The following is a 13,149-nucleotide window of genomic DNA, read 5'->3' as shown; positions in this document are numbered from 1 at the left end:
GCAGGCGTGGAACAGGTCCAGAAACCGGCGCGGCGCCGCCGGAGGCGACCGGATGGGAGACGACGCCATGACCGAGCCGTTCCCGGAGCCCGGCCCGGCCCCCGCGCCGGGGCCAGGACCGGACCCGTTCCCGGATCCCGTGCCCGAGCCCGGCCCCAACCCGGTCCCGAGTCCGGAACCCCCGGGTCCTCCCCCGCCAGGACCGACGCCGCCGGGTCCCACCCCGCCACCGCCCGGTCCCACGCCATCCGGGCCCGTGCCGCCGGAGCCCTCGCCGTCGCCGATCCCGCAGCCGCCGGGGCCGGAGCCGGTGCCCGACCCGGAACCCGGGCCTCCGCGATCCGGCGGGCCGGTGCTGTGAGCTGAAACGCAGGGCGTCCGGCGCTTTCGCGCCAGACGCCCCGTACCGCGTTCACCCCGGCATATTCGTCCGGCGATATCCGTCAACTGCGGGTTTACCGGCTTCCTGTCGCACGCAACCGGTCCGAATTCCTGCTTGTGACCCTCTGTCACTGCGCTTACGTTCTGTGTCTCCTGACCTGTGTCGAGGAGGCACCAATGGCCGCACGCGGCCGGCACCGCCGGTACCAGCCCAACAGACTCAACCGCGCTTCGCTCACCGTCACCGCCAGTGGCGCGGGCATCGCGCTTCCGCTGGTGGGGACCGGCACCGCCGAGGCGGCCGAGGCCTCCACCTGGGACCGGGTCGCCGCCTGCGAGGCGAGCGGCGACTGGGACGTCAACACCGGCAACGGCTACTACGGCGGGCTCCAGTTCAGCCAGGCGACCTGGGAGGGCTTCGGCGGCCGTGTCTACGCGCCCCGTGCCGACCAGGCCACCCGCGAGGAGCAGATCGTCGTCGCCGAGAAGGTCCTCGACGTCCAGGGACCCGGCGCCTGGCCGGTCTGCTCGGGCCGCGCCGGCCTCACCCGCGGCGGCCCCGCGCCCGACCTGGGGGACGGCTCCGGCGGCGCCGCGGCGAAGGCCTCGGACCGCAAGGCCCCCGGCAGCAAGGCGGCGCCGGCGGGAGCGCGGGACACCGGCAAGGACGTCCGGCCGCAGACCCCGCCGCAGTCCCGCGCCGGACAAACCGACCTGTACACCGTGGTCCGCGGCGACTCCCTCTCCGCCATCGCGGACACCCGGGACGTGGACGGCGGCTGGCAGTCCCTCTACGCGGCCAACCGCTCCACGGTGGGCTCCGACCCCGACCTGATCATGCCCGGCCAGCGCCTGAGGATGCCGGACGGCGCGGCCCCCGCCCCGCGGCCCGACGCCTCCGCGAAGGACACGAAGGAGAGGTCCCGCGGTCAGGGGAAGGCCGGCGGGCAGAAGAAGACCGAGAACACCGAGAAGGCCGGGAAGGGCGAGAAGGCCGGCAAGGCCGGCGACGGCGAGGCCGGGAAGAAGACCGAGCAGCGCAGCACCCAGCCGAAGAAGACCGACTCCCGCAAGAGCGAGGAGCGCACCGCCGACCGGCGCGGGAACGATGCCCGCCCCGCCGCGACACGGACCCGGGTCGCCCCGGTGAACGCGGCCCTCGGCACGGCCTACCGCAAGCACGGCTCCTCGTGGTCGAAGGGCTACCACACCGGCATCGACTTCCCCGTGCCCACCGGCACCGCCGTGCAGTCCATCGGCGCCGGCCAGGTCGTCACGGCCGGCTGGGGCGGATCGTTCGGCTACCAGGTGGTCGTCCGCCACCAGGACGGGCGGTACTCGCAGTACGCCCACCTGTCGGCGATCTCCGTCAAGGCCGGGCAGTCGGTCGCCGCGGGGCAGCGGCTCGGGCGCTCCGGTTCCACCGGCAACAGCTCCGGCCCGCACCTGCACTTCGAGGTCCGCACCGGCCCCGGCTTCGGCAGCGACATCGACCCGGTGGCCTACCTGCGGGCCGGCGGCGTCGCCATGTGAGCGTCCCGCTCCGCCCGCTCCTCCCGCTCGTCCTGCTCGTCCTGCTCGTCCTGCTCCTCACGGCCGTCGTGCCCGGCGCCGTCCCGGTCGTGGTCCGGGGTCGCCTGCGCCGGCACCGCCGCGGCGTGGGCGCGGCCCGCGGACAGCAGGGCCAGCCCCGCCACCGCGACCAGGCCGCAACCCGCCGCCAGGACGGCCCCGAGGGCGCCCATGCGGAACGACTCGCCGAACAGCACCAGGCCCACCACCGTGGCGGCCACCGGGTTGACCACGGTCAGGGTCGCCAGCGGCGCGTGCAGACCGCCCACGTGGTACGCGGACTGGGACAGCACCAGCCCCGCCGCCGACAGGGCCAGCACCGCCCCGACCGAGGGCAGGCCGGCCAGGACGAAGCCGTCCGACTGGTCGGCGGCGACTGCCTTGGTGAAGACCGAGGCCAGGCCGTGGGCGACGCCCGCCCCGGTGGCCAGTGCGGCGGCACGCACCGCGGCGGGGGTGCGCGGCATCCGGGACACCGCGAGCAGCAGCGCCAGCACGCCCGCCGTCACCGCGAGCAGCGCGATCCGCTCCCCGCCCGAAGGCGTCCGGGTGCCCGAGCCGGAGACCAGCGCCAGCAGCCCCGCCAGCCCCGCCGTGGCCAGCAGAGCCCCCCGCCAGGCGTTCCGGTCGCCCGCCGCGCGGCCCACGAACAGGGCCGCCATCGGCAGCGCGAACACGATGGTCAGCGCCCCCATCGGCTGCACCACGCTGAGCGGCCCCAGCGCCAGAGCCGCCACGTGCAGCCCCGCGCCCAGGCCGTTGAGCAGGACCGCCGACCACCACACCGGGTCGCCCAGGGGCACGGAGCCGCCCCGGACCGACGCCACCCGCTCCTGCACGATCGCACCGCCGGCGTAGGCCACGGCGGACACGAGGGACAGGACGACGGACCACATCAGGGCGCTCATCGGCAGCCCTCCGGCACGCGCTCACCTTGCAAGGACCCCACGATGCCGGTCACGCCCTCTTCCGTCGTCGTTCCGGAGGCGTTCTTCCGTCCTTCACGGATCCTCCTGACGGTGGAGTACCCGGAAAGGCCCGATCCTCCCCCGAACGGGTGACACGGGCCTCCTCACGGGGCAGGCTTAGCAGGTCGGGGCAGGGGGCACTCGGTTCAGGACCAAGGGGGCGGGTGAACCGGTGAGAGGAGCGGCGATGCGTCGTGGTGGGCCTTCCGTACTCGGCATTGTGCTGGCGGGCGGTGAGGGAAAGCGGCTGATGCCGCTGACGGCGGACCGCGCGAAGCCTGCCGTCACCTTCGGCGGTACCTACCGGCTCGTCGACTTCGTCCTGTCCAACCTGGTGAACGGGGACATCCGGCACATCGCCGTACTGACCCAGTACAAGTCGCACTCGCTGGACCGCCACATCACCACCACCTGGCGGATGTCCAGCCTGCTCGGCAACTACGTCACCCCGGTGCCCGCCCAGCAGCGGCTCGGCAAGCAGTGGTACCTGGGCAGCGCCGACGCCATCCACCAGTCGCTCAACCTGATCCGTGACGAGCAGCCCGACTACGTGGCCGTCTTCGGCGCCGACCACGTCTACCGCATGGACCCCCGCGAGATGCTGCGCCAGCACATCGACAGCGGGGCCGGGGCGACCGTCGCCGGCATCCGCGTGCCGCGGTCGGAGTCCTCGCAGTTCGGCGTGATCACCCCGGCCGCCGACGGCCGGACCGTGGAACGCTTCCTGGAGAAGCCGGCCGACCCTCCGGGGCTCGCCGACGACCCCGACATGATCCTCGCCTCCATGGGCAACTACATCTTCACCACCGACGTGCTGGTGGAGGCCCTGCACCGGGACGCGGAGAACGACGACTCCGACCACGACATGGGCGGCGACATCCTGCCCATGCTCACCGAGAGCGGCGACGCCGCCGTCTACGACTTCAGCACCAACCACGTCCCCGGCGAGACCAAGCGCGACCAGGGCTACTGGCGTGACGTCGGCACCATCGACGCCTACTACGACGCCCACATGGACCTGCTCGCCGACCGGCCGGTGTTCAACCTCTACAACCGCGACTGGCCGATCTACACCCACCACCCGATGCTCTCCCCGGCACGCTTCAACGCCGGGGGCAACGCGACCGAGTCGATCGTGAGCGCAGGCTGCCTGATCCGCGGGCAGGTCACCCGCTCCGTGCTCTCCCCGGGCGTGGTGATCGAGCCGGACGCCGTGGTGCAGAACTCCGTGCTCCACGACAAGGTCCGGGTCGGCCGCGGCGCCGTCGTGCGCAACGCCATCCTGGACAAGAACATCGACGTCCCGCCCGGGGCCACCATCGGCGTCAACAGCGAACGCGACGCCGAGCTCTACACCGTCTCCGACAACGGCGTCGTCGTCCTCGGCAAGGCGCAGCACGTTCCGGCCCCCATGTAGGACACCACTGTGAGACACGACGCCCGGGCGGTCGTTCATTTGGCGGAGCCTCCCGGGCGTCAGTATCCTCCCCACCTGGTGGGACAGAGCCGGACACCGATCCGCGACACGGTTCCCACCGCTTTTCATGTGGGAGCCGCGCGGTCACTCGATCGAGCTACGCGGCTGGGCGAGTGACACGAGGAACACAGCGGCGATGACGGTGACGGACGACGGCCAGGGCACTGCCACGCGCGCCCCGGAGAACAGCGGCCCCGCGCGGATCCCCGCGCAGGGCGAGGCACGGACGGCGGCGCCGGACGCGCACCGGGCGGAGGACGCCGGGCAGGGCGCCGCCGGGACCGGGGAGACCACCGGGGCCAGGGACGGCGGGGAGACCGGGGAGTGGGGTCCCGGCATCGACCCCGAGCGGCTGGCGATCTGCCTGAGCGTCCTGGAGGAGCTCGACCGGATCGAGCTCGACCACCCCGACGCCGTCCAGGTGCGCCGGGCCACCTCGCACATCTACCGGACGGTCAAGCAGCGCCGCCGGCAGGAGCGCCGCGCCGCCAAGACCGCGCACGACCGCGCCGTCACCGAGGCCACCGCCACCGGCTCCGCCCAGCGCATCGACGACGAGACGGCGGGCATCCTGCCGTCCTCCTCCGTCGACGACGGCCGCCGGATCGCCGGCATACTCCAGCGCCCGCGCTCCTGCTACACCTGCAAGGGCCGCTACGTCGAGGTCGACTACTTCTACCACCAGCTCTGCCCGGACTGCGCCGACGAGAACCGGGCCCGCCGCGACGCCCGCACCGACCTGACCGGCCGGCGCGCGCTGCTCACCGGCGGCCGCGCCAAGATCGGCATGTACATCGCGCTGCGCCTGCTGCGCGACGGCGCGCACACCACCATCACCACCCGCTTCCCCAACGACGCCATCCGCCGCTTCAAGGCGATGCCGGACAGCGACGAGTGGATCGACCGGCTCGACATCGTCGGCATCGACCTGCGCGACCCCGCCCAGGTCGTCGCGCTGGCCGACTCGGTGGCCGCGCAGGGGCACCTGGACATCCTGATCAACAACGCCGCCCAGACCGTGCGCCGCTCCCCGCAGGCCTACAGCGAACTGGTCGCCGCCGAGTCCGCGCCGCTGCCCAAGGGCGAGCTGCCGTCCGCCCGGGTGATCGGCGCGTTCGGCTCCGGCGCCGTCGCCGCGCTGCCGGTGGCCGGCGGCGGGGCGGTCAGCGCCCAGGAGGTCACCGACCTCGCGCTGGTCTCCGGCTCCGCCTCCCTGGAGCGGATCGCGGCCGGCACCGCCATCGACGCCGGCGGACTCGTCCCCGACCTGCACGACACCAACAGCTGGGTGCAGTCCGTCGAACAGGTCACCCCGGTGGAGCTGCTGGAGGTCCAGCTCTGCAACTCCACCGCCCCGTTCATCCTCATCAGCCGGCTGCGCCAGGCGATGTCCGCCTCGCCGAACCGGCGCACGTACATCGTCAACGTGTCCGCGATGGAAGGGGTCTTCGGGCGCGGGTACAAGGGCGCCGGACACCCGCACACCAACATGGCGAAGGCCGCGCTGAACATGCTGACGCGTACCAGCGCCGAGGAGATGTTCGAGAAGGACCGCATCCTGATGACGGCGGTCGACACCGGCTGGATCACCGACGAGCGCCCGCACCCGGACAAGGTGCGCCTCGCCGAGGCGGGGTTCCACGCCCCGCTGGACCTGGTCGACGGCGCCGCCCGGGTCTACGACCCCATCGTGCGCGGCGAGGCCGGCGAGGACCTCTACGGCGTGTTCCTGAAGGACTACGCGCCCGGCAAGTGGTGACTCGGTCGATGCGGTGACCGTGCGGACGGGGTGACCCGTGCGCCTGCGGTGACCGCGGTCGGGGTGGCGCGGTCGGACGCGGTGACCCGGGCGTCGTGAGACGGTAACGCAAAGTTTTCGGCGCTATCGAGCGGGAGCCCGCTCATTTGGTTACCCTGAGGTGGACGGAGAGCGTGACGGGCCCTACCGGCCCCTCACCGCCGTCGCCGGACAAGCCGGACACACCGGCCTGCCCACGTCGAGGTACCGGCGCCACCGCGCCCGAAAGGCCTCCCGACCGACCCGCACCCGGGAGGCGCCCGGGCGTCGAGCACCACACGGCGCCGCGCCTCGAGGGTGACCCAACATGAGGAGTGCGCGGTGACACCGGAGAAGACGACGTCCATGACGGCGATCGCGAGCGAGGCGCCCGCCGGCCGGAGCGCGGCCGACGGCGACGGACCACTCGGCAGCCTGGAGGTGTGGGCCCGTTCCGCCCCCATCAGGCTCGCCGGCTACGAGGACGACCTCGCCGAACCGCACATCCTGCCCAGCGTCGACTGACGCGTCGCCGACGGCGGTCGGCGGTCAGGGCGCGCGCAGGCGCGGCACGCGACGACGACGGGCGGCGGCCGGCCCCCCGACCGGCCGCCGCCCCTTCGTCGCTCAGGACAGGCGGGTCGGCGGGAGGAAGTCGCGGACGTACTCGCGGACCCAGTACGCCCCGGTCTCGCGGCGTTCGGCGCGCGTGGCGAAGCGGTAGCGGAACAGCCGGGCGCGGATCCAGCGAGGGGGCGACCCGGGCGGGAACGGGGCCCGGCGCAGCAGTCTCAGGGTGGGCCGGTCGCCCTCGAGCAGTTTCTCCACGAACACCGTGAACCAGCGGGCCGGCACGGGGGACAGGGCCAGGAACCACATCAGCCAGTCGAGCCGCAGGTGGTACGGCGCGTACTGCCGCGGGCGCCGCCGCACGTCCCCCGGCTTGCCCCTGAACTCGTAGGCGCGCCAGTCGGAGGTCTCGCGGGGCCGCTCGTCGGACGTGCCCTCGATCACCACCTCGTGCCGGACCCGGGTCACGCTGCCGAACGCCCCGTAGGTGTTGACCAGGTGCAACGGGTCGAAGGAACGGTTCATGGCCTGACGGCGCGACAGCAGGTTGCGCACGGGGTTGCGGCTCAGCCACAGCAGCAGCGCGGCCACGGCGAGAACGGTGATCACGTACCAGAGCGGTGCTCCGGACGGGGGCCGGGGCGGCGCAGTGTCCCACGGCCACCGGACCGCCGGCAGTGCGATCACCACCGTCAGCCAGTTCAGCCAGGAGAAGTTCCCCGAGGCGATCAGCCAGAGCTGGGTGACCACCATCAGCGCGGCGGCCCACGAGGCCACCGGCTGCGGCGTGAAGAGGAGGAAGGGCACCGCCAGCTGGGTGACGTGGTTGGCGGCCGCCTCGGCCCGGTGCAGCGGCCTCGGCAGCAGGTGGAAGAACCGGCTGAGCGGCCCGGGCATCGGCTGGGTCTCGTGGTGGTGGTACAGGCAGGTGAGGTCGCGCCAGCAGGCGTCGCCGCGCATCTTGATCAGCCCGGCGCCGAACTCCAGGCGGAACAGCAGCCAGCGCAGCAGGAGCAGCACCACCAGCGGGGGCGCCACCTCGTCGTTGCCCAGGAACACCGCGAGGAACCCGGTCTCCAGCAGCAGCGACTCCCAGCCGAAGCCGTACCAGGTCTGCCCGACGTTCACGACCGACAGGTACAGCGCCCACGGCACGAGCCAGAGCAGCATCGACGCCCACAGCGGCACCAGGTCCGCCGCTCCCGCGAGCAGTGCCGCGGACACCGCGCAGCCCGCCCAGGCGCAGGCGGCGAAGAGGCGGTCGGAGAGGACGAGGCGGCCGGAGAGGCGGAGGCGGAACAGCGTGGGCGCCTGCCGCCACGTCGTCCGCTCCAGGAACCGCGGGGCCGGCGTCAGCCCCCGCTCCCCGATCAACGGCCGGAACTGCAGGGCGGCACACAGGAAGGCGACCAGGTAGACGGCGGCCAGACCTCGCTGGAAGAGCAGCCGGCCCGTCCAGTACTCGGGTGCGGTGAACCACTCCACGACCTCGGCACTCCTCCCCGGCGACCCCGCGCGGTCGCCGACCGTGACGCCCGTCTCCGTTTGCGTGACCGCACGGAACCCGGCAGACAATGGTGACGAAGTGCCCCGAACCGCGTGGGAGGACACCGTGCGCGCACCGATCAGAGTCGCCGTCGTCGCCTGCGCCGTGCCCCTCGCCCTGCTCGGGGCGTCGCCGGCGGGGGAGCGGCCCGGCCCGACGGGCACGCGGGAGGAGGCGCGGACGGACGACGGGATCGTCGAGGGCGGCGCCGTGTCGGAGGTGACGCGCGGCCGGGTCGCCGTCCTCGACGGGGACAGTGTCTTCGGCAGTCCCACCGACGTCTTCGGTGACTGAGGGGGGCCGCCGCCGCAGCCCGGAGGAGGCGGACGACGAGTCGAGCAAACCGGCAAATGCTGGCAAAGTGGACTCCATGGCTGATGGGGACACCGCGGACACCTCACTCCCGGAGGGGTGGCCCGACAGTCCGTATCCCATCCTGGCGCTCAACCGCATGGGCACCTTCGACTGGGACCTGGAGACCAGCCGGTTCTTCATGGACGCCCAGGCCCACGAGATCTTCGACATCACCCCCGAGGAGTTCGACGGCACCGCCGGCGGCCTGGCCTCCCGGGTCCCCCCGGGCGAGGGCGTCCGCCTCGACGAGGCCGTCAACCGCGCCGTCAAGGAGGGCTCCGAGAACTACGGCGCCTACTTCCGCGTCCGCCGCCGCGACGGCACCCTGCGCTGGACCCACACCCAGGGCTACCTGCGGCGCGACGAGAACGGGGTGCTCCGCCGCGTCGTCGGCATCGTCCGCGACGCCACCCAGGAACTGCGGGAGAGCGAGGCCCGGCTCGAGCAGGCGGTCGAGGACGAGGCCCGACGCCGCCAGACCGACGTCGTCCAGGCCCTGACCGCCGCCCTGTCCGCGGCCAGGACCGTGCGCGACGTCTCCCGGGTCCTCGGCGAGGCCCACCAGCGCACGCCGCTGGGCGTCTCCCTCGTCGTCCTGGGCCTGGTCGAGGGCGACCGCATCGTCCTGGTCACCGAGGAGCCCCAGGACGCCGTCCCCGGCACCCGCATCACCCGGCTGGACGAGCCGTACCCGATGAGCGACGTGGTCCGCACCCTCAGACCCCGCTACATCGAGTCGGCCAAGGAGTTTGCGCTCCACTACCCGATGCTCTGGAGCCAGTTGGTGCACCTCCAGATCACCTCGGCCGCCTACCTCCCGCTGATCGCCGAGGGCAAGGCGATCGGCGCCGCGGGCCTGCTCTACAGCGGCCGCCGCGGGTTCACCGCCGGGGACCGCGCCCTGCTCGGCGCGCTCGCCGGCAGCCTCGCCCAGAGCCTGCAGCGCGCCATGTTCTACGAGCAGCAGATGGACCTCGCGCAAGGCCTCCAGCAGGCCATGCTGCCCCGCACCATCCCCAGCGTGCCCGGCGCCGACATCGCCGTCCGCTACCGCTCGCCCGCCGCCGGACGCGACATCGGCGGCGACTGGTACGACCTGATCCCGCTCCCCGGCGGCCGGGTCGGCGCCGTGATCGGCGACGTCCAGGGCCACGACACCCACGCCGCCGCCGTCATGGGCCAGCTGCGCATCGTGCTGCGCGCCTACGCCACCGAGGGGCACACGCCGGGCACCGTAATGGCCCGCGCCTCGGTCTTCCTCCACGAACTCGACACCGACCGGTTCGCCACCTGCCTGTACGCCGAGATCGACCCCACCACCGGCGTGGTCCGCATGGTGCGCGCCGGTCACCTCGACCCGATCCTGCGCGGCGGCGACGGCACCTGCCGGCGCCTCCCCGTCGAGGGCGGCCTGCCGCTGGGCCTGTCCGCCGAGTTCGGCGCCCTCACCTACCCCGTCACCACCTTCGAGCTCTCCACCCTCCAGACCCTGGTCCTGTGCACCGACGGCCTCGTCGAGATGCCGGGGGACGACCTCTCCGAGGGCGTGCGGGAACTGATGGACTACATCGCCCAGTGCCCCGACGACGTCCGCGGCCTCGCCGACGCCTTGATCGAGCGGGCCGACAGCCGCGGAGGCGACGACGACGTGGCCCTCCTGCTGCTGCGCCGCAGGGGCCCCGGCCGCCTCAGGACCGGCGGCCAGCTCCGGCAGCAGGTCGTCCCCGGCGACCCCGACGCGCTGGCCGAGACCCGCCACATGATCCGCGCCGCGGTACGGGCCTGGGGCACCGTCGAACGGGCCGACGAGATCGAACTCGCCGCGGACGAACTGATCACCAACGCCCTGATGCACACCGAGGGGTGCGCCACCGTCACCCTGCGGGTGCTGCTCGGGCCGCAGCGGCTGCTGCGCATCGAGGTGGAGGACAGCTCGAGCGCCCTCCCGCACCTGCGGGACCCCGACCCGGTGGGCATGCACGGGCGAGGGCTGATGCTCGTGGACCTGCTCGCCGACAGCTGGGGCGTCGAGGCCCGCGGCGGCGGCAAGTGCGTCTGGTGCGAGTTCACCATGATCCCCTCGGTGCCCGACGACGACCAGGAACCCGGCGGGGAGTGACCCGCGCCCGCCGCGGGCGGCCGGCCCCGCTCCGTGGCAGGCTGGGGGTATGCCCGAACTGCCGGAGGTGGAGGCCCTCAGGGGCTTCCTGCAGGAGCACCTGGTGGGGAGGGAGTTCGCCCGCGTCCTCCCCCTCGCCGTCAGCGTCCTGAAGACGTACGACCCGGCGCCCACCGCCCTGGAGGGGCGCACGGTCACCGCCGTGCACCGGCACGGCAAGTTCCTGGACGTGGTCACGGCCGACGGCGGCCCCCGCCTGGTGTTCCACCTGGCACGGGCCGGCTGGCTCCGCTGGCTCGACAGCGTCCCCGCCACCCCGCCGCGCCCCGGCAAGGGCCCGCTCGCCCTGCGCGCGGTCCTGGACGACGGGCAGGGCTTCGACCTCACCGAGGCGGGCACCCAGAAGCGCCTCGCCGTCCACCTCGTCCATGACCCCGGAGAGGTGCCGGGCGTGGCCCGCCTGGGCCCCGATCCGCTGGCCGACGACTTCGACGAGGCCCGGTTCACGGAGTTGCTGCGGGGCGAGCGGCGGCAGCTGAAGGGGGCCCTGCGCGACCAGGGCCTGATCGCCGGGGTGGGCAACGCCTACAGCGACGAGATCCTCCACGCGGCCAGGATGTCGCCGTTCAAGCTCACCGACACGCTGACGCCGGAGGACACGCACCGGCTCTACGAGGCGCTGCGCACCACGCTCCTGGACGCCGTGGAACGCTCCCGCGGGGTCGCCGCCGGGCGGCTGAAGGCGGAGAAGAAGAGCGGGATGCGGGTCCACGGACGGACCGGCGAACCCTGCCCGGTGTGCGGCGACACCGTCCGCGAGGTGGCGTTCAGCGACTCCTCGCTCCAGTACTGCCCCACCTGCCAGACCGGGGGCCGCCCGCTGGCCGACCGCCGCCTGTCACGGCTCCTCAAGTAGCGGCGCGGCGCGCGCCCCGGGCCCCAGGTCCCGAGGCTGCGCGCGCCCCGGGAGGCGGCCCCGCTCAGAACAGGTGGATGGCCAGGTGCCCCAGGGGCAGGCCCAGCTGCCAGGCAGGGGTCCAGCGCTGCGGACCGTCCTCCCCGGGCACCGGACCACCGCCCGGCACCGCGTCCAGGTCGGGCGCGAGGAGCTCCGTCTCCTCCAGCCACCGCCAGGCCGCCAGCGCCAGCCGCAGGTCCGGGCCCGGCCGGGCGCCGTTCGCCCGCGCCTCGGCGGTGAGCCGCTCCAGCCGCTCGCGCACCCAGTCCTGCCACGGCTGGTCGTAGGCGGTCAGCGAACGCCAGGTCTCCAGCCGGGTCACCACCTGGACGCCGCTCAGCTCGCCCTCCAGGTCGGAGAGGAACACCGTCAGGGCCAGCGCGTCCCGCCCCGCCCGGTACTCGAACGAGGTCGGCGGCATCAGGTCCCCGGACCGCAGCAGCTCGTCGGCGATGTACTCGGCGTACAGCCACGCCATCGGAACCGTCAGCCGGTCCGGCTCCGGGCGGTCGTGTCCTCTGTCCAGCATGCCTGCCTGCCTTCCCTCCGGTGGGCGCGCGCCCGCCCGGCCCGGTTCCCTCCGTCCGGAACGAACCGATCGAACCGATCGAACCGCTCGCACCGATCGGCCCGATGGGGACAGCCGATTACCCAACCATGGTCATCGGCAAGGCGCTTTAAGAAGGCTTGACCCGCCGCCGAGTTTCAGCGCAGGTCCGGCGCGTACCCCGGAAGGATCCTGCGCAGGGCCCGCAGCCCGTAGTAGGCACGGGACTTGACGGTCCCGGGCGGTATGCCGAGGGCGGTCGCGGCCTCCGCGACGCTGGCGCCCCGGAAGTACACCATCACCAGGACGTCGCGGTGCTCGGGGGACAGCCGCCGCACGGCCTCCCGGACGTCCAGCGTCGCCGCCGAACGCTCCGCGTGGTCGGCGCAGACCCGCGCGTTCTCCAGCACCGCGTCGCCCACCTCGGCGGGGCGCGCCTGCCGGGCCCGCCGCGCGTCGATGGCGAGCCGGCGGGCCACCGTCATCAGCCAGGGCCGTACGGAGTCGAAGGCGTCGTCGTGCAGCGCCGCGGGGTTCTGCCAGGCCCGCACCAGGGTCTCCTGGACCAGGTCCTCGGCACGCTGCCGGTCGCCCTCGCAGAGCCTGAGCAGCAGGGCGAACAGGGGCCGCCCGTGCTCGCGCTGGAGACGGGCCAGCTCGTGCTCGGCGGTCGTCGCTCGGGTGATGGTGGTTCCGGCCGTCATGGCTCGTATGGCACCTCAGGACACGGCGGCGAAACAGTCCGCGCGCGCGGATCTGCGGCGGACGGTCGAACGCGTCGACGAGCGGTGCGACGAACGGTCGCCCGGCGGTCCAGGACGACACGCCGGTCCCGTGCTCCGCAAGGGTGCAATCACGCCACTCCGCGCCCACCCGGGAT

11 protein-coding genes are annotated in these 13,149 nt (G+C 73.6%); 7 read left to right on the top strand and 4 right to left on the bottom strand.

Annotated features, from left to right (window positions below):
• Window positions 1-558 precede the first annotated feature (558 nt).
• The gene (locus ABZ836_RS10320) at window positions 559-1,914 is read left to right on the top strand and encodes a transglycosylase family protein (RefSeq protein WP_361141151.1); all 1,356 of its coding nucleotides are present in this window, start codon (window positions 559-561) and stop codon (window positions 1,912-1,914) included.
• Here the strand turns inward: ABZ836_RS10320 and ABZ836_RS10315 are convergent.
• Window positions 1,884-2,861, bottom strand: coding sequence for a DMT family transporter (locus ABZ836_RS10315; RefSeq protein WP_361141149.1), 978 nt, complete (start codon window positions 2,859-2,861; stop codon window positions 1,884-1,886). The two genes, ABZ836_RS10320 and ABZ836_RS10315, sit on opposite strands and share 31 nt — an antisense overlap.
• A gap of 247 nt (window positions 2,862-3,108) precedes the next feature.
• On the opposite strand from ABZ836_RS10315, the gene glgC reads away from it, so the two are divergent.
• The 3 genes from glgC to ABZ836_RS10300 all read left to right on the top strand — a co-directional run bounded on the left by glgC (window position 3,109) and on the right by ABZ836_RS10300 (window position 6,700).
• Window positions 3,109-4,338 (top strand): glucose-1-phosphate adenylyltransferase, encoded by a 1,230-nt coding sequence (gene glgC, locus ABZ836_RS10310; protein ID WP_356132970.1) that lies wholly within the window; start codon window positions 3,109-3,111, stop codon window positions 4,336-4,338.
• 196 nt (window positions 4,339-4,534) lie between these two features.
• Window positions 4,535-6,157, top strand: coding sequence for an SDR family NAD(P)-dependent oxidoreductase (locus ABZ836_RS10305; RefSeq protein ID WP_361141147.1), 1,623 nt, complete (start codon window positions 4,535-4,537; stop codon window positions 6,155-6,157).
• Between the two features lie 360 nt (window positions 6,158-6,517).
• On the top strand, window positions 6,518-6,700 hold the full coding sequence (locus ABZ836_RS10300; RefSeq protein ID WP_356133014.1) for a hypothetical protein: 183 nt from the start codon (window positions 6,518-6,520) through the stop codon (window positions 6,698-6,700).
• Window positions 6,701-6,802: 102 nt separating this feature from the next.
• Here ABZ836_RS10300 and ABZ836_RS10295 read toward each other — a convergent pair whose 3' ends face one another.
• A complete protein-coding gene (locus ABZ836_RS10295) occupies window positions 6,803-8,230 on the bottom strand; it encodes a lipase maturation factor family protein (protein ID WP_361141145.1) in 1,428 nt (475 codons plus the stop codon).
• A 127-nt stretch (window positions 8,231-8,357) separates the two neighbouring features.
• Between ABZ836_RS10295 and ABZ836_RS10290 the strand changes: the two genes are divergently transcribed.
• The 3 genes from ABZ836_RS10290 to ABZ836_RS10280 all read left to right on the top strand — a co-directional run bounded on the left by ABZ836_RS10290 (window position 8,358) and on the right by ABZ836_RS10280 (window position 11,680).
• Window positions 8,358-8,585, top strand: coding sequence for a hypothetical protein (locus ABZ836_RS10290; protein WP_356132966.1), 228 nt, complete (start codon window positions 8,358-8,360; stop codon window positions 8,583-8,585).
• A 76-nt stretch (window positions 8,586-8,661) separates the two neighbouring features.
• Window positions 8,662-10,764 (top strand): SpoIIE family protein phosphatase, encoded by a 2,103-nt coding sequence (locus ABZ836_RS10285; RefSeq protein WP_361141143.1) that lies wholly within the window; start codon window positions 8,662-8,664, stop codon window positions 10,762-10,764.
• 49 nt (window positions 10,765-10,813) lie between these two features.
• Complete coding sequence (locus ABZ836_RS10280; RefSeq protein WP_361141141.1) at window positions 10,814-11,680, top strand: DNA-formamidopyrimidine glycosylase family protein; 867 nt, start codon at window positions 10,814-10,816, stop codon at window positions 11,678-11,680.
• A 64-nt stretch (window positions 11,681-11,744) separates the two neighbouring features.
• On the opposite strand, the gene ABZ836_RS10275 is transcribed toward ABZ836_RS10280, so the two are convergent.
• Both ABZ836_RS10275 and ABZ836_RS10270 read right to left on the bottom strand, forming a co-directional pair.
• Window positions 11,745-12,251, bottom strand: a complete 507-nt coding sequence (locus ABZ836_RS10275; protein WP_356132961.1) for a hypothetical protein — start codon at window positions 12,249-12,251, stop codon at window positions 11,745-11,747.
• Window positions 12,252-12,427: 176 nt separating this feature from the next.
• Window positions 12,428-12,973, bottom strand: coding sequence for a sigma-70 family RNA polymerase sigma factor (locus tag ABZ836_RS10270; RefSeq protein ID WP_361141139.1), 546 nt, complete (start codon window positions 12,971-12,973; stop codon window positions 12,428-12,430).
• Between the last annotated feature and the right edge of the window lie 176 nt (window positions 12,974-13,149).

The organism is Streptomyces sp. NPDC047130 (assembly GCF_040643475.1).
GTDB lineage: Bacteria > Actinomycetota > Actinomycetes > Streptomycetales > Streptomycetaceae > Streptomyces.
The sequence above is the reverse complement of the archived record's forward strand: the minus strand, read 5'-3'. Positions and strand labels throughout refer to the sequence as shown.

Bases quoted from the DNA above. Each gene is read 5' to 3' on its own strand.
- ABZ836_RS10270 (WP_361141139.1), bottom strand. From the start codon at position 12,973: ATGACGGCCGGAACCACCATCACCCGAGCGACGACCGCCGAGCACGAG.
- ABZ836_RS10275 (WP_356132961.1), bottom strand. From the start codon at position 12,251: ATGCTGGACAGAGGACACGACCGCCCGGAGCCGGACCGGCTGACGGTT.
- ABZ836_RS10305 (WP_361141147.1), top strand. From the start codon at position 4,535: ATGACGGTGACGGACGACGGCCAGGGCACTGCCACGCGCGCCCCGGAG.
- ABZ836_RS10285 (WP_361141143.1), top strand. From the start codon at position 8,662: ATGGCTGATGGGGACACCGCGGACACCTCACTCCCGGAGGGGTGGCCC.
- ABZ836_RS10280 (WP_361141141.1), top strand. From the start codon at position 10,814: ATGCCCGAACTGCCGGAGGTGGAGGCCCTCAGGGGCTTCCTGCAGGAG.
- ABZ836_RS10315 (WP_361141149.1), bottom strand. From the start codon at position 2,861: ATGAGCGCCCTGATGTGGTCCGTCGTCCTGTCCCTCGTGTCCGCCGTG.
- glgC (WP_356132970.1), top strand. From the start codon at position 3,109: ATGCGTCGTGGTGGGCCTTCCGTACTCGGCATTGTGCTGGCGGGCGGT.
- ABZ836_RS10320 (WP_361141151.1), top strand. From the start codon at position 559: ATGGCCGCACGCGGCCGGCACCGCCGGTACCAGCCCAACAGACTCAAC.